General features: G+C 73.0%; 14 protein-coding genes. 8 read left to right on the top strand and 6 right to left on the bottom strand.

Annotation, left to right across the window (positions count from 1 at the left end; genetic code table 11):
* The first annotated feature begins 18 nt into the window (after positions 1-18).
* Positions 19-477 carry a MarR family transcriptional regulator gene (locus AB0E62_RS04965; protein WP_362188170.1) on the top strand — a complete coding sequence of 153 codons (459 nt, stop codon included), beginning with the start codon at positions 19-21 and terminating at the stop codon, positions 475-477.
* On the opposite strand, the gene AB0E62_RS04960 is transcribed toward AB0E62_RS04965, so the two are convergent.
* Positions 431-1924, bottom strand: coding sequence for a glycosyltransferase family 39 protein (locus AB0E62_RS04960; RefSeq protein ID WP_362188167.1), 1494 nt, complete (start codon positions 1922-1924; stop codon positions 431-433). The genes AB0E62_RS04965 and AB0E62_RS04960 overlap by 47 nt on opposite strands.
* Positions 1925-2143: 219 nt before the next feature.
* Between AB0E62_RS04960 and AB0E62_RS04955 the strand changes: the two genes are divergently transcribed.
* Positions 2144-3415 (top strand): glycosyltransferase family 87 protein, encoded by a 1272-nt coding sequence (locus AB0E62_RS04955; RefSeq protein ID WP_362188164.1) that lies wholly within the window; start codon positions 2144-2146, stop codon positions 3413-3415.
* Positions 3416-3449: 34 nt separating this feature from the next.
* Here AB0E62_RS04955 and AB0E62_RS04950 read toward each other — a convergent pair whose 3' ends face one another.
* Positions 3450-4085, bottom strand: coding sequence for a TetR/AcrR family transcriptional regulator (locus tag AB0E62_RS04950; protein ID WP_362188161.1), 636 nt, complete (start codon positions 4083-4085; stop codon positions 3450-3452).
* A gap of 200 nt (positions 4086-4285) precedes the next feature.
* Between AB0E62_RS04950 and AB0E62_RS04945 the strand changes: the two genes are divergently transcribed.
* The 4 genes from AB0E62_RS04945 (at position 4286) to AB0E62_RS04930 (ending at position 9972) form a co-directional block, all read left to right on the top strand.
* Positions 4286-5200, top strand: coding sequence for an ABC transporter permease (locus AB0E62_RS04945; RefSeq protein ID WP_362188158.1), 915 nt, complete (start codon positions 4286-4288; stop codon positions 5198-5200).
* Positions 5193-6002, top strand: a complete 810-nt coding sequence (locus tag AB0E62_RS04940; protein ID WP_362188155.1) for an ABC transporter ATP-binding protein — start codon at positions 5193-5195, stop codon at positions 6000-6002. The genes AB0E62_RS04945 and AB0E62_RS04940 overlap by 8 nt, the downstream gene beginning before the upstream one ends.
* Positions 6003-6112: 110 nt before the next feature.
* Positions 6113-8326: a CDP-glycerol glycerophosphotransferase family protein gene (locus tag AB0E62_RS04935; protein ID WP_362188152.1), complete on the top strand. Its 2214-nt coding sequence runs from the start codon at positions 6113-6115 to the stop codon at positions 8324-8326.
* The gene (locus AB0E62_RS04930) at positions 8323-9972 is read left to right on the top strand and encodes a glycosyltransferase family 2 protein (protein ID WP_362188149.1); all 1650 of its coding nucleotides are present in this window, start codon (positions 8323-8325) and stop codon (positions 9970-9972) included. The genes AB0E62_RS04935 and AB0E62_RS04930 overlap by 4 nt, the downstream gene beginning before the upstream one ends.
* A gap of 116 nt (positions 9973-10088) precedes the next feature.
* Here AB0E62_RS04930 and AB0E62_RS04925 read toward each other — a convergent pair whose 3' ends face one another.
* Positions 10089-11603, bottom strand: a complete 1515-nt coding sequence (locus AB0E62_RS04925) for a hypothetical protein (RefSeq protein WP_362188146.1) — start codon at positions 11601-11603, stop codon at positions 10089-10091.
* A gap of 94 nt (positions 11604-11697) precedes the next feature.
* Complete coding sequence (locus tag AB0E62_RS04920; RefSeq protein WP_362188143.1) at positions 11698-16644, bottom strand: NAD-glutamate dehydrogenase; 4947 nt, start codon at positions 16642-16644, stop codon at positions 11698-11700.
* Positions 16645-17318: 674 nt separating this feature from the next.
* On the opposite strand from AB0E62_RS04920, the gene AB0E62_RS04915 reads away from it, so the two are divergent.
* Complete coding sequence (locus AB0E62_RS04915) at positions 17319-17885, top strand: DJ-1/PfpI family protein (protein ID WP_362188140.1); 567 nt, start codon at positions 17319-17321, stop codon at positions 17883-17885.
* A gap of 15 nt (positions 17886-17900) precedes the next feature.
* On the opposite strand, the gene AB0E62_RS04910 is transcribed toward AB0E62_RS04915, so the two are convergent.
* Together AB0E62_RS04910 and AB0E62_RS04905 are read right to left on the bottom strand one after the other, a co-directional pair.
* On the bottom strand, positions 17901-18569 hold the full coding sequence (locus AB0E62_RS04910; protein WP_362188137.1) for an HAD family hydrolase: 669 nt from the start codon (positions 18567-18569) through the stop codon (positions 17901-17903).
* 48 nt (positions 18570-18617) lie between these two features.
* A complete protein-coding gene (locus AB0E62_RS04905; protein ID WP_362188134.1) occupies positions 18618-19130 on the bottom strand; it encodes a hypothetical protein in 513 nt (170 codons plus the stop codon).
* A gap of 330 nt (positions 19131-19460) precedes the next feature.
* Between AB0E62_RS04905 and AB0E62_RS04900 the strand changes: the two genes are divergently transcribed.
* Positions 19461-19940 carry an Rv3235 family protein gene (locus AB0E62_RS04900; protein WP_362188131.1) on the top strand — a complete coding sequence of 160 codons (480 nt, stop codon included), beginning with the start codon at positions 19461-19463 and terminating at the stop codon, positions 19938-19940.
* The last annotated feature ends 108 nt before the right edge of the window (positions 19941-20048 follow it).

Here is a 20048-nt window from a genome sequence, read left to right as displayed (position 1 = left end):
GGCGGCTACCCTGGAGCCATGACCGACACGGAGTGGCTCCGCCTGGACCGCCAGATCTGCTTCTCCCTGCACGCCGCGTCCCGCGCCTTCAACGGCGTCTACCGCGCGCTCCTGAAGAACCTCGGGCTCACCTACCCGCAGTACCTGGTGATGCTGGTGCTGTGGGAACAGGGCGACCTGCCCGTCAAGAAGCTCGGCGAGCGGCTGCGCCTCGACTCCGGCACACTGTCCCCGCTGGTCAAGCGGCTGGAGACGGCCGGCCTGGTGCGGCGCGAGCGCAGCGCCGAGGACGAGCGGTCGGTCCTCGTCCAGCTCACCGCGGAGGGCGACGCGCTGCGCGAGCGGGCCCTCGAGGTGCCGCGCCGGATCTTCTCGGCGACCGGCTTCGACCTGACGGAGATCGGCGAGCTGCGCGAGCGGCTCGACCGGCTCACCGCCGCCCTGGACGCGGCGGCGGTGACGGAGGCCACGCGCTGACGGGCCGGACGTAGAGCCGTACGGTCGCCACGCCCCGTACGGCCTCCTCGCGGCCGGTGAACTGCTGCCAGAGCACGGTCACCTTCGCCCGCTCCACGGGGTCGCGCGGCACCCAGCGGGCGCCGAGCAGCCGGCGGTCCCCGACCACCCACACCCGGTCCAGCCGCGCCAGCCTGCGGCGCAGCTCCGCCACGCCGGCCTCCCGCCCGTACAGCGTCCCGGACTCCGCCGCCCCCGCGACCCGCAGCACGTCCCGGGTGCCGCGGAACGGCCGGGGGTAGGTGAGCGCCACGTTCCGCATGGCCGCCGGCACGAACACCACGGCGTCCCCGGCCGCCAGTTCCCGCCCCGCGGCCCGGGACACGGCCCCCAGGTCGTCCGCCCGGGCGCCGGGTTCGCGGTCCAGCTGGAGGAGGGGGAACCGGGGCAGCACCGAGAGGGCGACCGCGAAAACCCCGAGGAGGGCGAGGGAGGGGCGCGGAACCGGGCGCCCGGCCGGCTGCCCGGACCACACCCGCGCCACCGCCCCCATGACCCGCTCCGCCCCGCAGGCCACCAGCAACGGCGCCCCCGACAGGGCGTACAGCACGTACCGGTCGACGTACAACGGCGACGCCTGGGACACCAGCATCAGCACCGCCGGCGGCACCACCGTCACCGGCAGCGCCACCCCGGCGCACGTCAGCTCCCCGCGCCGCCCCACCAGCCGCAGCAGCCCCAGGCACCCCAGCACGAGACACACCCAGTACACCGAGTCGGCCGGGCCCAGGAACTTCCGCAGCAGCCCCCCGGCCGTCTCCGCCGTCGGCGCCCGCAACCACGCCAGCTGGGCCGACTGGCCCCGCGACACCAGCACCATCGGCAGCAGCGCGAGGACGACCGCCGCCGCCGCGCGCCCCCAGCCCCGCCACACCCGGCCCCCGGTCCGGGCCAGCGCCAGCGACACCGCGTGGGCGAGCAGGAGCAGCACGGCGAACTCGTGCAGCCAGCAGGTGAGTGCGAGGACCACGCCGTACGCCCGCCAGGAGCCGTCCCGCACGGCCCGGACGAACAGCAGCGTGGCCGCGGTGGCGCCGGCCGCCACCAGGGCGTAGGAGCGGCCCTCCTGCGCGTAGTGCCCGGCCATCGGCGTGACGGCGTAGAGCAGTCCGGCCCACAGCCCCACCCGCGGCCGGACCAGCCGGCTGCCGAGCGCGGCCACCAGGGCCGCCGTGCCGGCCGCCGCGCACACCGACGGCAGCCGCAGCGGGACCTCCCCGGGGTGGACGGCGAGGACGGGGTGCAGCAGCAGGTAGTACAGGCCGTGCACCGCGTCCACGTCGTGCAGCAGGCGCCAGATCTGCGGCACCGTACGGCGCCCCACCTGGAAGCTGACGGCCTCGTCGCGCCACATGCCGCCCCGGTCCAGCCGCCACAGCCCGAGGACCAGCATCACCAGCGCGGGCACGCCCGGCACGGCGGCCCGCCGCAGCCGTTGCCGGACGGCCGGCCGGCTCGTTGTACCGGCCGGTGCGCCCGTGGGCACACCGGCCGCCCGGCGCGATCGCGGTTTCGCAGGAAGCCCGACGTTCACCATGGCCCGATCTCTTGCGATTAGCCAACATTTGTGACTGTTGACGGCGTATCAGCAGGGATACACCATCCGCACCGCTTAGGCTCCCATGCGATGAAGCGTCTCCGTGTCACCCCCGGACCGATCGTCACCCTCACCGCCCTGTGGGTCCTCACCCGCGCCCTGATGCTGTGGCTGACCGCGCACAGCGGCCCCTGGCTGCCGGGCGGGGACGGGGTGACCCGGGAGGTGTGGCGGCTGTACTTCCACTGGTACGGCGTGCTCGCGCACGGCTCCTTCCCGGTGCACGACACGCTGTGGCAGTACCCGCCGGGCGCGGGCGCGGTGCTGCTCGCGCCGGGCCTGCTGCCGGGCCTGACCTACTTCCAGGCGTTCGTGCTGCTCACCGTGGCCGTGGACGCGGTGACGGTGGCGGCGCTGCTGCGCGCGGGCCGCCGGCCCGGCCGCAGCCTGCGCGGCGCGGCCCTGTGGACCGGCGGCCTGCCGCTGCTGCTGCACCTGCCGCTGGCCCGTTACGACGTCCAGGTCACCGGCCTGGCCGTGCTCTCCCTGCTGGCCGTGGCGCGCTCCCCGCGCGCGGGCGGCGTGTTCGCGGCGCTGGGCGCGCTGGTGAAGGTGTGGCCGGCGCTGGTGCTGCTGGGCACGCCCCGGGGCCGGCCGACGCGCACGGCGTGGCTGTCGGCGGTGTGGGCCGGGGCCGGGTGCCTCGCCGTGCTCGCGGTGTTCTTCACCCACCCGCTGTCCTTCCTGCGGGAGCAGGGCGGCCGGGGTGTGCAGATCGAGTCGCTGGGCGGTACGGCGCTCAATCTGGCCCGGCACTTCGGCTGGTCCGGCCGGTCGCGCTACCAGTACGGCGCGGTGGAACTGGTCGGCCCGTACGTGCGCGCGGTCGCCGTCGCCTCCCTCACGCTGACGGTGCTGTCGTTCGGGCTGCTGGTGCTGTGGCGGGTGCGGGCGCGGCACTGGAGCGAGGCCACGCCGTTCGACGCGGCGCTGAGCGCGGTGCTGCTGTTCACGGTCACCAGCCGGGTCATCAGCCCCCAGTACATGATCTGGCTGATCGGGCTGGCCGCCGTCTGCCTGACCTCCCGGCACACCAGCCAGCGGCCGGTGGCGGTGCTCGTCCTGGCGGCGTCCGCGCTGAGCACCGTGGCCTTCCCGATGTACTACCGCGAGGTGATCGACGGCACCTGGGCGGGCTGCCTGCTGATGCTGGGCCGCAACGGGCTGCTGACGGCCGCCGCCGTGCTGTCCTTCCTGCGGCTGTGGCGTTCCGCACGTCCGCCGGCCGCCGGCACCGGCCCCGCGACGCGCCCCCGGCCCGGTTCCGACCGCCTGCCGGACCGGGCGCTGAGCGCGCCGTAGCGGGCGGGGCCCGCGGTCGCGGGGGCCCGGCCGGTCACAGGGCCCTGAGGGCCGCCGCCGTGGCCCGGGCCAGCCGCTCCAGGTAGCCCTTGGGCGGCTTCGGGGCGCGGATCACCACCGAGCGCCAGTACAGGGGGCCGGAGATCAGGTCGAGGGCCAGGTCCCGGTCGGTCCCGGCGCGCAGTTCGCCGCGCTGTTCCGCCGCCGTCACGATCCGGCTGGCCACGCCCTCCTGGCCGTCCCGCAGGGCCTTCTGGAAGGCCTCCGCGAGGTCGGGGTTGCGGGCCGCCTCGGCCTGGAGGTCGGGGATGATCTGGGACGCGACCGGGTGGCGCAGGGCACGGGACGTGACCTCGTACAGCAGCCGTAGGTCACCCTCGAGCGAGCCGGTGTCGGGCACCGGGAAGCCGGTCACCGCCATCGCGGAGACCACGTCCAGGACCAGGTGCAGCTTCGAACGCCAGCGCCGGTACACCGCCGTCTTGCCGACGCCGGCCCGGCGGGCGATGCCCTCGATGGACACGCGGGCGTAGCCGACGGCGGCCAGTTCCTCGAAGACCGCCGTCCGGATGGCCTCGGTCACGTCCTCCCGGAGCACGGCGGCCCCGGCGGGCGCCCGGCGGCGCGGACGCGCCTGCGGCTCGTCGGCGGAGGCGGCGTTCGTCGTCATACCGGACAGCATAGGGCGTGACGACGAAACGGTTGCGTTCCGACGTCGGCGTGACCTACGCTCGCGTTGCGACGATACGGTCCCGTCCCGACGTAAGAGCACGTGAAGAGAAGCGTAAGGAAACGCCGGCCGACGGGTACCGCGGCGCACCCGGCGCGCGCCGGGCGCGGCATCCCCTCCCCCGAGCGAAAGCAGCGGATGTGAGCCAGGTCCTCCACACACCGCCCCCCACCCGGGCCCCGGCCGGCGACGATCTCGCGGCGCTCGCGGCCCGGCACGGGCTGTCGGTCAGCGGCGCCCGCCCCTCCCTGCCCCAGTACGTCCGGCAGCTGTGGGCCCGCCGGCACTTCATCGGCGCCTTCGCCACCGCCAAGCTCACCGCGCAGTACAGCCAGGCAAAGCTCGGCCAGGTCTGGCAGGTCATGACCCCGCTGCTGAACGCGGCGGTCTACTACTTCATCTTCGGTGTGCTGCTCGGCACCAAGCAGAACGTGCCGGACTACGTTCCGTTCCTGGTCACGGGCATCTTCGTCTGGACGTTCACCCAGAGCTCGATCATGGCGGGCACCCGGGCGATCTCCGGCAACCTCGGCCTGGTCCGGGCCCTGCACTTCCCGCGCGCCGCCCTGCCGATCTCCTTCGCGCTCCAGCAGCTCCAGCAGCTGCTGTTCTCGATGTGCGCGCTGGCCGTCATCCTGCTCGTCTTCGGCGTGCCGGTCGCCGCCTCCTGGCTGCTGGCCGTCCCGGCGCTCGTCCTGCAGTTCACCTTCAACGCGGGCGTGTCCATGATCGTGGCGCGGCTCGGCGCCAAGACCCCGGACATCGCCCAGCTGATGCCCTTCCTGCTGCGCACCTGGATGTACGTGTCCGGTGTCATGTGGAGCATCGACAAGATCGCCGCGCACGACGACCTGCCGCGCCTCGTCACGGTCCTGCTGCAGATCAACCCGGCCGCGGTCTACATCGACCTGATGCGGTTCGCGCTGATCGACAGCTTCCAGGCGCACCAGCTGCCCCCGCACGTCTGGGCGGCTGCGGCCGGCTGGGCCCTGCTCGCCGGCGCCGGCGGCTTCATCTACTTCTGGAAGGCTGAGGAGACCTACGGCCGTGGCTGAGCACACCGCAGAGAAGATCCCCACCGTCGTCGCCGACCGCGTCGACATCGTCTACCGGGTCAACGGCACCGGCGCGGGCCGCGGCTCCGCCACCGCCGCCCTGAACCGGATCCTGCGGCGGGGGCAGGCCGAGAAGGCGGCCGGCGTGCGCCGGGTGCACGCCGTGAAGAAGGTCTCTTTCGTCGCTTACAAGGGCGAGGCGATCGGGCTCATCGGCACCAACGGCTCGGGGAAGTCGACCCTGCTGAAGGCGGTCGCCGGCCTGCTCCCGGTGGAGAGCGGGCACATCTACACCGACGGCCAGCCGTCCCTGCTGGGCGTGAACGCGGCCCTGATGAACGACCTCACCGGAGAGCGCAACGTCTTCCTCGGCGGGCTGGCCATGGGGATGTCCCGGGAGCAGATCAAGACGCGATACCAGGACATCGTGGACTTCTCGGGCATCAACGAGAAGGGCGACTTCATCACCCTGCCCATGCGCACGTACTCTTCCGGCATGGCCGCGCGGCTGCGCTTCTCCATCGCCGCGGCCAAGGACCACGACGTACTGCTCATCGACGAGGCGCTGGCCACCGGCGACCGCTCCTTCCAGCGGCGCTCGGAGGAGCGCATCCGCGAGTTGCGGCAGCACGCCGGCACGGTCTTCCTGGTCAGCCACAACAACAAGTCGATCCGTGACACCTGCGAGCGGGTCCTGTGGCTGGAGCGCGGCGAACTGCGGATGGACGGGCCCACGGAGGAGGTCATGAAGGAGTACGAGGCCTTCACCGGCGAGCGGAAACCGGCGGCCTCGAAGGCGTAGGCCATGGCCGTGCGGCCGGGGATGACCCCAGCGTTATCCCATTTATATGTTCTTTAAATATTGTTGAGGAAGATGTGCCGGGAAGTACCGAGCTGAAGGAGTCCACCACGATGCCCCAGTTGAGCCTGATCGTCTATGGGCCGAACGCCCAGGGGCATCTGACCGAGTTGCTGGACTCCCTGACGGCCCATCCGCCGCACGACACCGAGCTGGTCGTCGCCGCCGTCGGCGACTGGGCGCGGGAGACGGCCGACGGCCACGCGCCCGGGGCGGTCGTCGTACCGCTGCCGGACGGCACGAGCGACACGGACGCCCGCGCGGCCGGTGCCGCCCGGGCCACCGGCCGCTGGCTGCACTTCGTCCACGCCAAGGACGGCCTGCCGGCCGGCAGCCCCCGGCTCATAGCCGAGCGGACCGCCGAACTGGACGCGCTGGACGGCACGGACCCCGTCGACGTCCTGCTCTTCGACCACGTCGTCACCAACTGGCAGCGCACCACCAAGCCCTCCGCCGGCGGCCGCCGCCTGGCCGCGGCCGGCCGTAACGCCCGGCCCCTGGACGAGGTCGCCGACCTGCTCCGGCTCGCGCCGCTGATCGGCAACCGCGCCGTGCGCGCCGACTTCTGGCGGGCGAACGAGCACCTGTTCGGCGGCGAGGACGAGGGACGCGCCGCGCACGCCGTCCTGCTGACCGCCGGCCGGATCGCCTGCCTGAACCAGGCGGCGTACGAGCACCGCGTGCCGCGCGCGGAGAGCCTGCCGCCCCGCAAGCCCGAGGACCGGTTCAGCCTCATCGACCGGTACGAGTTCCTGCTGCCGCTCGCGGAGGGCCGCCGCGCGCCGCACAAGGTGCTGTACAGCATGATGACGCGCCAGCTCATCACCACCTTCGCCCGCGAGGACCTGCCCGACCCGGTGGCCCGCGAGTTCTTCCGCCGTTCCTCGGTGGCCGCGGTCCGCTGGCGCCCCGAGAACTTCCAGCGCCCGGCCGGCCTGGACGGCATCCGGCACGCGATGCTGGAAGAGGGCGCCTACACCCGGTACCGCGCGCTGCAGGCCGCCAACCGCACCCGCCGCGCCACCCGCAAGGCCGTGCGCACCCGCAAGAAGCAGCTGAGCGCCAAGGTCCGCGACCAGCAGTACCAGCGCGCGCTCAGCCGCCCGGTGGAGCCCCGCCTCGCCCTGTTCTCGGCCTACTGGAACCGCGGCGTGGCCTGCAACCCGGCCGCCATCGCCGCGAAGCTCGGCGAACTGGCACCGCACATCCACCCCGTGTGGACGGTCAGCAAGGCGAACGCGGCCCTGCTGCCGCCCGGCACCGACCATGTGATCCCCGGCACACGCCGCTACTGGGAGGTCATGGCCACCGCCAAGTACCTGGTGAACAACGTCAACTTCCCCAACGCGATGGTGAAGCGGCCCGACGTCGTCCACCTCCAGACCCACCACGGCACCCCGCTCAAGCGGATGGGCATGGACCAGCGGGACTACCCGGCCGCGGCCCAGGGCCTGGACTTCGCCGCGCTGATGGCCCGCGTCGACAAGTGGGACTACAGCCTCAGCTCCAACAGCCACACCACCCGCATGTGGGAGCGCGCCTACCCGTCCCGCTACGTCTCGCTGGACTACGGCTACCCGCGCAACGACGTCTACTACACGGCCACCGCCGCCGACGTCCGCGCCGCCCGCGAGCGCCTCGGCATCGCCCCCGGGCAGACCGCCGTGCTGTACGCGCCCACGCACCGTGACTACGAGGCCGGCTTCACCCCCCGCCTCGACCTGGCCGCCCTCGCCGACCAGCTCGGCGAGAACACCGTCCTGCTCGTGCGCGCCCACTACTTCTACGGTGGCGGGGGCGCCGCCCAGCTGACCGGCCTGCGCCGCTCCGGCCGGATCATCGACGTCTCCGTCTACGACCCGGTCGAGGAGCTGTGCCTGGCCGCCGACGCCCTGGTCACGGACTACTCGTCGATCATGTTCGACTACGCCAACCTGGACCGCCCGATCGTGATCTACGCCGACGACTGGGAGACCTACCGCACCACCCGCGGTGTGTACTTCGACCTGATGGCCGACCACCCCGGCCAGGTCGCCCGCACCCAGGAGGAACTGACGGAGATCTTCCGCTCCGGTGCCTGGCGCGACGAGAACGCCGCCAAGGCGCGGGCCGCGTTCCGGCAGCGGTTCTGCGAGTTCGACGACGGACGCGCCGCCGAGCGAGTCGTACGGCGGGTGTTCCTCGGTGAGCCGGAGACGGCGCTGCCCCCGGTCCTGCCCATCGAGCAGCGCACCCCCGCCCCGACGCCCGAGGAGGCCACGGCATGACGACCCAGCCCGACGTCACGGTCACGATCATCGTCCACAACGACGCCGACCGCCTGCCCCGCGCGGTCGCCTCCGTGCGGGCGCAGACCCACGCCAACATCGAGATCGTCATCAGTGACGACCACTCGACCGACAACACCCCCGAGGTGGCCCGGCGGCTGGCCGCCGAGGACCCCCGCATCCGCAACATCCGGCTGCCGGAGAACAGCGGCGGGTGCAGCGCCCCGCGCAACCGCGCCATCGAGATATCCCGCGCGCCGTACCTGATGTTCCTGGACAGCGACGACGAACTCCCGCCGCGCGCCGTGGAGTTGCTGCTCGCCGCGCACCAGGAGCGCGAGGTCGACTTCACCATGGGCGCGGTGCGCCGGGTCCGCGTCGACAACGGGCGCCGCTCCACCTGGATGCCGCACCTGGTCAAGGAGCGCCGCACCCTCGAGGGCATCGAGGACGACCCCCGGCTGTTCTTCGAGCACCTCTCGACGAGCAAGATGTACACGCGGGCCTTCCTCGACCGCCACGAACTCCGCTTCCCCGAGGGCATCCACTACGAGGACCAGCTTTTCTCCGCACAGGCGTACTGCCTGGCGAAGGGGTTCACGATCATCCCGGACCCGGTGTACGTCTGGTACATCGCGCCGTTCGCCGCCGCGGCCTCCGCGTCCATCTCGAACCAGCGGGACCGGATCTCCAACGTCCGCGACCGGGTGCGCGTCCAGCACCTGATCGACGACTTCCTGCGCAGCAGCGGACACGCGCAACTGCAGCCGGACAAGGACTACAAGTTCCTCAAGCACGACTTCCGCATGTACGCCGGCGACCTGCCCCACCGGGACGACGAGTGGGTGGCCGCCTTCGCCGAGATCATGAACCCGTACCTGGACCAGCTCTCCCCCGAGGCGTACGACAGGCTGCCCCGGCCCGAGCGGGTCGTGCTGGAGCTGCTGCGGCAGGGGCGCACGGCGGAGGTGCGGCTGGCGGCGCGCGGGCTGGGCCACGCGGTGGCGCCGCGCCAGGTCACGACCGACAGCGCGGGCGTCCCGTACTGGGGCGAGCAGCCGCCGACGACGGAGCGGGCCCGCCGTGAGCTGGACCTGTCCGAACTCGAGCTGGACACCCGGCCGTTCTCCACGGCCCAGTTCCGCCACGAGATCACGGACCTGACGTACGGTCCCGGCGCGGCCCTCACCCTGAAGATCACCACCTACGACCCGGGCCGGCGCCTGCCCGTGGGCCCCCAGCGCGCGTCGCTGCTGCTCACCCCGGGCAAGCGCCGGATGACGATGCCGTTCCGTCTGGACCCGGTGCGTCCCGGCGTCTTCTCGGGCACGGTCCGCATCGACCTCGCCTCGGCGTCGCTCCCGGTGCAGGGCTTCGACGGCTACCGCCACCCGCAGGTCCGCCTGGACCAGCAGGGCATGGCCAACTCGTCGGTGCTGCTCGCCCCGCTGGACCTGACGCCGCGCACCGTCGACGTCCCGCACCACACCGTCACCATCGAACCGGAGCCCCTGAGCCCCGGCCGCCTGCAGATCCGCTGGCAGCCGGTGGGGGCGACGGCCAAGGTGCTCCGCCCGATGGCCCGCAAGGTCGCCCACCCGCGCATCAAGAACGCCGCGCGCCTGGTGAAGAGCGTGCTGAAGTAGGGACACACCGCGCGGGCGCCGTCAGGGCGCGTCCTCGGACGGCCGGTCACGAGTCCTTCGTGACCGGCCGTCGCCGTTTCCCGCGGCCCTCCGGGGCGCCGCCGGCCGGCACCGGCTCAGGGCACCACGCGGTACAGCACGTCTCCGTCCGGTCCCACGGCCGCCTCCTGGAGCCACGGCGCCGGGGCCCCGTCGACCACCCACCGCACCCCGTACTCCCGCAGGATCTCCCGCCGCTCCGCGGGCCGGGTCCCCGCCGAGAAGTACCGTTCCACCGCCTCCTGACGCCGGCCGGCGTCCGGCAGGAACACGTCCGGGTAGCCGGGTGCCACGGTGTACGCCCCGTACGCCGGGAGCTGCCGGGCCGGGAACTTGCGGGCCATCACCACATCGCCGTACCGCACCCCCGCCCGTGCGGCCCACTCGTACCCCGCCCAGGGCGCCCGGTACCTCCCCGCGACCGCGCCGGGCAGCGCGTCCCCGCCGACCACGTACCCGATCGTCCCGGCCTGCGTCCACGCCCCCGCCAGCAGCAGGACGGTCAGCGCGCACGCCCACCCCCGGCGCGCCGCCCGCCGGGTCGCCGAGACCGCCTCCAGCGCGGCGGCGAGCTGGGCCGGGATCAGCGCGGCGGGCAGGGCGCGGCCCCAGGAGTAGTGGCCGGTCAGCCAGCCCGCCGCGGCCACCAGGGCGCCCAGGAGGAAGAACAGGACCAGCGGGTCCCGGCGGTCCCGGCGCAGCCGGACTCCCAGCGCCACCACCCCGAGCAGCACGTACCCGAACCGCCCGGCCGGGTTCCGGTACAGCGGCCGGTGGACCGCCTCCAGGTCCCCGCCCGCGGAGAACAGCGCGAAGAAGTCGTAGTACGGCCACAGCCCCAGCACCAGCACGCCGAGCAGCAGCCCGGCGCCGAGCCGGAGCAGCGTCCCGCGCGCCGGGCGGGCCGCGGCCACCAGGGCCAGCCCGCCCAGCGTCGCCACCACCCCGGTGAACTGGTGGCACAGCAGGATCACCGCCCACAGCACGCCCAGCCCGAGCCCCGCGCCCCACCCGGCCGCCGAGCGCACCGCCCGGGTGAGCCAGGCCCAGAAGTGGAAGGCGAGTCCGAGCGCGCACACGCTGGGGTAGGCCACCGTCAGCGCCAGGGACCTCAGGCCGACGAAACCGCTCCAGGTGAACGCCGCCGGGCCCCACAGGAACAGCAGGCACAGCAGGGCCACGGCGGGGGCGGCGCGGTGGGCGGTGAGGGTGCGGACGAAGCGGTGGACGCCCGTCACCAGCACGGCCAGTGCGACGACCGCCGCCAGGCGCAGGACCCCGAAGACCGGCAGCCCCGTCAGCTTGGCGACGGTGCCGAGCAGCAGCGTCCACGGCGAGTAGTACGGGCTCGGCGTGTCCGCGTCGATCAGCGGGTTGCCGGGGTGCGACAGGCTGTGCCGCAGCCGCTCGACCGTCGCCGCGTGCATGCCCAGGTCGCCCGCCCACGGCAGCCGGACGACGACCAGGAGCAGCAGCACCAGGACCAGCGCGACGGCACCCTGGGCCCAGTTCCGGCCACTGCGCGCCGCCGCCGGGTCGCGCGGCGCCGCCGCGAGCTGCTCCGGTTCAGTAGGGGTTGTCGTGGTCTGCATGATCCATCGACCCTACCGCCGACCGCGTCACCGCCGCCGGACAGGCGAAGGGCGCCCGGGGCCGCGACGGCCCGGGGCGCCCTTCGCGGGAGCGCTACGAGTGCGTGCGCAGCAGCGTCCGCATCGTGCGCATCGCCACCGACAGGTTGGCGAGGTCGAACGAGTCCGAGCTGCGGATCTCGTCCAGCGTGGTGCGGGCCCGGCTCAGCAGCGCCGCGTTCTTCTGCTCCCAGGCCGCGAACCGCTGCTCGGGCGTCGAGGTGCCGTTGCCCACCGCGAGGATGTCCGCGGTGAGGGCCGCGTGCGCCGCGTACAGGTCCTCGCGGATGGAGGCGCGGGCCATCGACTGCCAGCGGTCGGTGCGGGGCAGTTCGATGATGCGGTCCATGAGCTGGGTGATGTCCAGCCGGTCGGCGAGGTCGTAGTAGACCTCGGCGACGTCCAGCGGCTCCTTGCCCATGCGGTCGGCCACCGACACGATGTCGAGCGCCGGGAAGGCGGAGGAGAACCCGGCCACGCGGGTGGCCAGCTCGTCCGGGACGCCGGCCGCGGACAGCTCGTCGTACACGTGCTGGTACCACTCCAGGTCCGCGCCGCGCAGCAGCTTGGGCAGCTCCTGCCAGACCCGCTCGACCCGCTCGGCGAAGAACTCCACCGTCTCGGCGAGCTGGACCGGCTGCGGCCGGTTGTTGAGCAGCCAGCGCGTGCCGCGCTCGACCAGGCGGCGCGAGTGCAGCCGGATGCGGGTCTGCACGGCCGCGTCGACCTTGTTGTCCAGGGCCTCGACGGCGTCCCACACCGGTGCCGCGCAGAAGATCACGCGGGCCGCGGTCTGGGCCCGGACGATCTCCTCCAGGGAGGCGCCGGTCTCCTCGCGCAGCCGGTGCAGATACGTCGTGCCGCCCGTGTTGACCGTGTCGTTGACCAGCACGGTGGTGGTGATCTCACGGCGCAGCGGGTGGTGGTCGATGGCGTCGGCGAACCGCTCGCGCAGCGCCGTCGGGAAGTAGGCGTGCAGCAGACCGCGCAGATACGGGTCGTCCGGCAGCGAGGTGCCCAGCAGCTCCTCGGCCACCGTGATCTTCGTGTACGCCAGGACGACGGCCGTCTCCGGGCCGGTCAGGCCCTGGCTCTGGGCCAGGCGCTCACGGATCTGCCGGTCGGTCGGCAGGAACTCCAGCGCCCGGTCCAGGTGGCCCTCGCGCACCAGGTGGCGGATGAACCGCTGCTGGGCGTGGAGCATGTCCTTGGCCTGGGACAGGGCGTTGGCCAGGGCGGTGTTCTGCGCGTAGTTGTTGCGCAGGACCAGCGCGCCGACCTCGTCGGTCATCTCGGCGAGCAGCTTGTTGCGCTGCTTGACGGTCATGTCGCCGTCCGCGACCAGGCCGTTCAGCAGGATCTTGATGTTCACCTCGTGGTCGGAGGTGTCCACGCCGGCGCTGTTGTCGATCGCGTCGGTGTTGATCTTGCCGCCGAGCCGGGCGAACTCGATCCGGCCGAGCTGGGTCAGGCCCAGGTTGCCGCCCTCGCCGACGACCTTGGCCCGCAGGTCCTGGCCGTCGACGCGGATGGCGTCGTTGGCCTTGTCGCCGACGTCGGCGTGGGACTCCGTCGACGCCTTGACGTAGGTGCCGATGCCGCCGTTCCACAGCAGGTCCACCGGCGCCTTGAGAATGGTCCGCATCAGGTCGGCCGGGGTCATCTTGGCGACCTTGCCGTCGATGCCGAGGGCCTCGCGGATGTGGCTGTTGAGCGGGATCGACTTGGCGGTGCGCGGGAAGATCCCGCCGCCCGCCGACAGCAGGCTCGTGTCGTAGTCGGCCCAGCTGGAGCGGGGCAGCTCGAACAGGCGGCGGCGCTCGGCGTAGGAGGTGGCCGCGTCCGGGTTCGGGTCGATGAAGATGTGCCGGTGGTCGAAGGCGGCGACCAGGCGGATGTGCTCGGAGAGCAGCATGCCGTTGCCGAACACGTCACCGGACATGTCACCGATGCCGACGACCGTGAAGTCCTGGGTCTGCGTGTCCACGCCCAGTTCGCGGAAGTGCCGCTTGACGGACTCCCAGGCGCCGCGCGCGGTGATGCCCATGCCCTTGTGGTCGTAACCGGCCGAGCCGCCGGAGGCGAAGGCGTCGCCGAGCCAGAAGTCGTAGCTGTTGGCGACGTCGTTGGCGATGTCCGAGAAGGTCGCGGTGCCCTTGTCGGCGGCCACCACCAGGTAGGTGTCGTCGCCGTCGTGCCGGACCACGTCCCGCGGCGGGACGACCTCGCCGGCCACCATGTTGTCGGTGATGTCGAGCAGCGCCGAGATGAACGTCCGGTAGCTGGCGATGCCCTCGGCCAGCCAGGCGTCGCGGTCCACGGCCGGGTCGGGCAGCTGCTTGGCGACGAAGCCGCCCTTGGCGCCGACCGGCACGATGACGGTGTTCTTCACCATCTGCGCCTTGACCAGGCCGAGGATCTCCGTACGGAAGTCCTCGCGCCGGTCGGACCAGCGCAGGCCGCCGCGCGCGACCTTGCCGAAGCGCAGGTGGACGCCCTCCACGCGCGGCGAGTACACCCAGATCTCGTACGCCGGGCGCGGCGCGGGCAGGTCCGGGATGGCCTGCGGGTCGAACTTCATGGAGACGTAGTCGTGCGGCTCGCCGCCCGGCCCCTCCTGGAAGAAGTTCGTGCGCAGGGTCGCCTTGATGACGGTCAGGAACGACCGCAGGATGCGGTCCTCGTCCAGGCTGGCCACCTGCTCCAGGGCCGCGTCCAGCTCCTCCAGCAGGGCGTCGGTGATCTCCACGCCGGCCTGCTGCCGCTCCGGGGACATCCGGGCCTCGAACAGGGAGACCAGGAGCCGGGTGGTGTGGACGTTGTTGCGGAGGGTGTCCTCCATGTAGTCCTGCGAGAAGGTCGAGCCGGCCTGCCGCAGGTACTTGGCGTAGGCGCGCAGCACCATCGCCTGCCGCCAGGACAGCCCGGCGCTGAGCACGAGGGCGTTGAAGCCGTCGTTCTCGGCCTTGCCGGTCCAGGTCGCGGCGAACGCGTCCTGGAACCGCTCGCGGCCGTCGTCGCCCAGGTAGTCGCCGTTGCCGCCGCCGAGCGACTTCGGCATGCGCAGACCGAAGTCGTAGATCCAGGCGGTGCTGCGGTCGGCGCAGCGCATCTCGTACGGCCGCTCGTCGGTGACCTCGACGCCGAGCCGGCTGAGCACCGGCAGCACCTTGGACAGGGAGACCGTGCCGCCCTTCTGGTAGATCTTGAACCGGCGCTCGTCGGGCGCGGCGCCCACCGGCTCGTACAGGCTCAGCGAGAAGGCCTTGTCCTCGCTCAGCCGCTCCAGGTGGACCAGGTCGGCGACGGCGGCCCGCGGGCTGTGGTCGGCCTTGTAGCCCTCCGGGAAGGCGTGGTGGTAGCGGCGCAGCACCTCGGCCGCGCGCTCCTCGCCGCACTCGGCGGTCAGCGCCTCGGCGAACGCGTCGGCCCAGGAGCGGGCCGCCTCGACCAGGCGGGCCTCGATGCGCTCCTTGTCGGCGTCCGACAGCTCGGGCAGCTCGGTGCCCTGCGGGACGCGGACCACGAAGTGCAGCCGGGAGAGGATCGACTCGGTGTTCCAGGCGGTGAAGTCGACGCTGGTGCCGCCCAGCTCCTCCTTGAGGATGTCGATGATCCGCAGGCGCACGCCGGTGGTGTAGCGGTCGCGCGGGAGGTAGACGAGGGCCGAGTAGTAACGGCCGTACTCGTCCTGGCGCAGGTACAGCCGCAGCCGGCGGCGCTCCTGGAGGTAGAGCACGCTGGTGACGATGGCCTGGAGCTCCGCGACCGGCGTCTGGAACAGCTCGTCGCGCGGGTAGGTCTCCATGATCTGGAGCAGGTCGCGGCCGTCGTGGCTGTGCGGCGAGAAACCGGCCCGGTCCAGCACCTCGTCCACCTTGCGGCGGATCACCGGCACCCGGCGCACGGACTCGGTGTACGCGGCGGAGGAGAACAGGCCGAGGAAGCGGCGCTCGCCGACGACGTTGCCGTCCGCGTCGAACTTCTTGACGCCGATGTAGTCCAGGTACGACGGCCGGTGCACGGTGGCCCGGCTGTTGGCCTTGGTCAGCACCAGCAGCTTGTGCTCGCGGGCCTTGGCGCGGGCGTCGGCCGGCAGCCGCTCGAAGGAGGGGCTGACCGGGTGCTGGTCCTCCTTGGCGTGGTGCGGGTCCGAGCGCAGTATGCCGAGACCGGTGCCGGGCACGGCGGCGAGCGTGTCGTCGTCGCGCAGCGTGTACTCGCGGTAGCCGAGGAAGGTGAAGTGGTCCGCGGCCAGCCAGTGCAGCAGTTCGCGGGCCTCGGCGACCTCCGGTCCGGGCAGGTCGGCGGGGACCGGCTCGCCCTCCAGGCCGTCGGCGATCCGGGTCGCCGCGTCCCGCATCTTCTCCCAGTCCTCGACGGCCTCGCGCACGTCGGACAGCACGCGCAGCAGGTCGGCCGAGATCTGCTTCAGGTCGGCGCGGTCGGTCTCCCGGTCGATCTCGACGTGGATCCACGACTCGACGTGCGCGTCGTGCGGGAGGTCGCCGCCGGCGGGCGGGGCCGGCAGCATCTCGATCAGCTTGCCGGTCAGGTCCCGGCGGACCACGAACTGCGGGTGGATGACGACGTGGATGCCACGCCCCTGCCGGGTGAGCTCATTGGTGACCGAGTCCACGAGGAAGGGCATGTCGTCGGTGACGACCTCCACGACGGTGTGGCTGCACGTCCACCCGTTCTCCTCCACGGTCGGGGTGTGCACCCGCACGTTGGCGGTGCCCTGCGGGCGGTTCTCGGCCAGCCGGTAGTGCGAGACCGCGGCACCGAAGACGTCGACCGGGTCGCGGTCGGCGAGGTCTTCCGGGGCGGTGTGCAGGTAGTAGCGCTGGAGGAACGCGAGCACGGATTCGCTGTCCGGGGTGCCGGGGGTGCCCTCGCTCGTCGGCCCGGTCGGTAGGTGCCCCCCGACCGGGCTGTTCTCAGCTACCCGGGCGGCCCTCTCGAGCAGCTCGGCCTTGGCTTCGTCCAGCTTGGTCTGCATTGTCCTCTGGCTCCTGTCGCGCGCCGTTGCGTGACGTAGAAGGAAGTTCTGCCTCTTCCCTTGCGACACAACGCCACGTCCCGGGGTGTCCGGTCGCTTCCGACGGTATGCCGCGAGGTGAGCTGAGCGGGGAGAATTCGGCCAATTTCATGACGCCGGCCGGGTGTGACGCTGCTCTCGGCAGTGTCCTGATCCGCGTGCTCGGCGCCCAGGGGGCGTCCGCGCCCCCGTCCCGCCCGCGAAGACCAGCGACCGCCGCCCGGTCACGGAGGTAAGCCGTGCAACCCGGGCGCAGGGCAGGAGCAGGATCGCCCCCGCGGGATATCGCGCTGATCACGCCACAAGGCTATCGCCCTTGCCCGGGGTCGCGTCATGGGCCGCTTGTGTACAAAACCGAATGGTGAAGTTTGACGTTCTGCACAGCGGCGGGACGGGAGCGGGTGACGTATCCGGCCACCCGGCGGGGGTGTCCGCCGCCCCGGCGGGGGTGTCCGCCGCCCCGGCGGGGGTGTCCGCCGCCCCGGCGCCGGGCATCCGGTCGCGCCCGGGGGTCCGCCGCCGCACCCTGAGAAGCACCGGGCCCCTTGGCAAGCGCGCCCGGCGGGGGCACGGTGCCAGAGTCCACCGGGGTGCCCCGGGCCCCCGCCCGCACACGGAGTCTGCGAGGAACCGCCATGCCCACCAAGATCCTCATCGTCACCGGCGACGCGGCGGAGTCCCTGGAGGTGCTCTATCCCTACCAGCGGCTGCGCGAGGAGGGCTACGAGGTCCATGTCGCCGCCCCCACCCGCAAGACGCTCCGCTTCGTCGTCCACGACTTCGAACCCGGCTACGACACGTACACCGAGAAGCCCGGCTACACCTGGCCCGCCGACCTGGCGTTCGCCGAGGTCGACCCCGGTGCGTACGCGGCCCTGGTGATCCCCGGCGGCCGGGCGCCCGAGTACCTGCGCAACGACGCCGAACTGCGCAAGATCCTCAAGGCGTTCTTCGACGCGGACAAGCCCGTCGCCCAGATCTGCCACGGCCCGCTGCTCACCGCCGCGGTCGACTCCCTGCGGGGCCGCCGGGTGACGGCCTATCCGGCCCTGGAACCGGACATGCAGGCGGCCGGCGCGGACTTCCAGGACACCGAGGCGGTGGTCGACGGCACCCTGGTCTCCTCCCGCGCCTGGCCGGACCACCCGGCCTGGATGCGGGAGTTCCTGAAGGTGCTGCGGGCTGCCGCGCCGGCCGAGTGAGCCGCGGCCGCCGTCTCACCCGGCCATCGTCCGCGCCACCGCCACCGCCTCCGCCAGGGAGTCCACCACCGGCACCCCGACGCCCTCCAGACTGGCCCGGCTGTGCGAGCCCCCGCTGTACAGCACCGCCCGCGCCCCGACATGCCGTGCCGCGACCGCGTCGTCCGCCGCGTCCCCGATCACCACGGTCCGCTCCGGCGCCGCCACCTCCGCCAGCGCCTCGAGGTGCCGCACCATGTGCTCGGCCTTGCTGCCGCCGGACGGCCCGGTACGCCCGTCGACCCGTACGAAGTGCGCCTCGATGCCGAAGCCCCGCACCACCGGCAGCAGCTCGTCGTGGCCGTACATGCTCAGCAGGGACTGGCTGTGCCCGTCCGACCGCCACCCGGCCAGCAGTTCCTCCGCCCCCTCGGTCAGCCCGCACCGCACCCGGTGCTCGGCGTAGTGCCGGTGGAAGGTCCCATCCATCAGCTCCCACTCGGCCTCGCTCGGCAGCCGGCCGAGCAGCCGCTCGTAGAACCTCGGCACCGGTACGCAGTACAGCGAGCGGTACTGCTCCAGCGTGATCGGCGCGAGCCCCAGCTCGGCGAAGGCGGCGTTCGTCGCCCCGATGATCGCGTCGTTGTCGTGGAACAGCGTCCCGTTCCAGTCCCAGACGATGTGCGCGCGTGCGTGCGTCCCCATGCCCAAGACCGTACCCGCCGCCACCGACAATCGGGGCGTCGTTCCAGGTCAGGCCTGTCCGACCAGGTTGGGGATCTCCTGCGTGGCGTACCACAGCAGTTCGTGGTCGTCGGCCCCGTCCACGGCGAACCGGGCGTCGTCGTCCCCGCCGTCCGCCGCCTCCAGCGCCCGCGCCGCCGCGGCCACGTCCGGCTCCGCGTCCTCGGCGTCGACGTGCACGGAGGCCGCCTTCGCGAGCGGCACCGACACCGTCACGGTGACCTGGCCGAGGGCGGCGGGCTCGAGCCCGCGGTCCGGGTCGGCGCTCGCCGCGCCGTCGGGCACGTCCACCGCGACCACGACCCGGCGCCGTACCGCGTCCGGGTCGGCCGCCAGCAGCCGCAGCGAGGCCAGCGCGGCCCGGCCGAGCGCCGCGTACTCCAGCTCCTCGATGTCCTCGGAGAGGTACCACTCACGCAGGGCGGGCGTGACGGCGTACGCGACGAAGGGGCCGCTCCCCAGCTCGCCCGTCCTGTGCGCCTCGGCGAGAGCGGGGAGGGTCAGGGGGACGTAGACGCGCATACCGGCCGCTCTTTCCTGGTGTCAAAGACTCCGCTGGGCCCCGGGGGAGAGCGGCTGGCGCGTCTCCCGGCGGGCCTTCAGGATACGTGCGCCCGTCCCCTTTCGAGCCCCTGCCCACCCCCGCCGCAACGTCAGCTCCAGGCCGCCGGTTCACCCCTGCCGCCCGCTCGGCCACGGGGCCCACGCCTCCCGCCTCACCCTGATAGGTGAACTTCTCGGCCCCTGGCCGCCGGCCGTGCCCCGCTTGCCCGCGCCTCCCGCACCCCGTACAAGATCCCCACCACTTGTTACCGCCCGGTACCTCCCGGGCCCCGCCGAACGGGGTTCCCCATGAACAAGGTCATGAGCCGTGCCGTCCAGCCCCGCCCGCGGCACCGTCCGCCGACCCGCCGTGACACCCGCCGCCCCGGCGGCGCCCCGCCCCGCACGCCCAGCCGCCCGGCGGCCGGCCGCGACCGGAGCCCTCGTACGGCCCCGGGGACGGCCGCCGGGCAGCCCCGCCCCACCGACCTCTTCGCGGACCGCCTGCTCGCCGTCCTGAGCGGTCAGCGGCCCGTCCACTGGATGCTCCGCCACACGGCGGGCCGCGCCTACGACGACCTGGCCCGCCTGGCCGAACGCGGCCCCCTGCGCGCCCGCGGCACCCGCCCCGTCGTCCAGGACATCGGCTACTACGTGGCCGGCGAGGGCGCCCTGGAGGTCTTCGCCCGCATCGCCGCAGGCGACCGCCTGCGTGCCATGGCGTTCCGCCTGGAACGGGGCCAGGACCTCCGCTGGCGCTGCACGGCCGTGGAGGCGGGCCCCGTGTGATCCCCCCCGTTACCTAATGGGGGGTGAAGCCGGTGGATCGCTACCCGTTACCCGGTCCGCGAGACCTCGAAAAAGATCGCGGCCACCGGCTTCTCCTCGGTGGCGATC

Source organism: Streptomyces sp. NPDC038707 (genome assembly GCF_040636485.1).
In the GTDB taxonomy this organism is placed as follows: domain Bacteria; phylum Actinomycetota; class Actinomycetes; order Streptomycetales; family Streptomycetaceae; genus Streptomyces.
The sequence above is the reverse complement of the archived record's forward strand: the minus strand, read 5'-3'. Positions and strand labels throughout refer to the sequence as shown.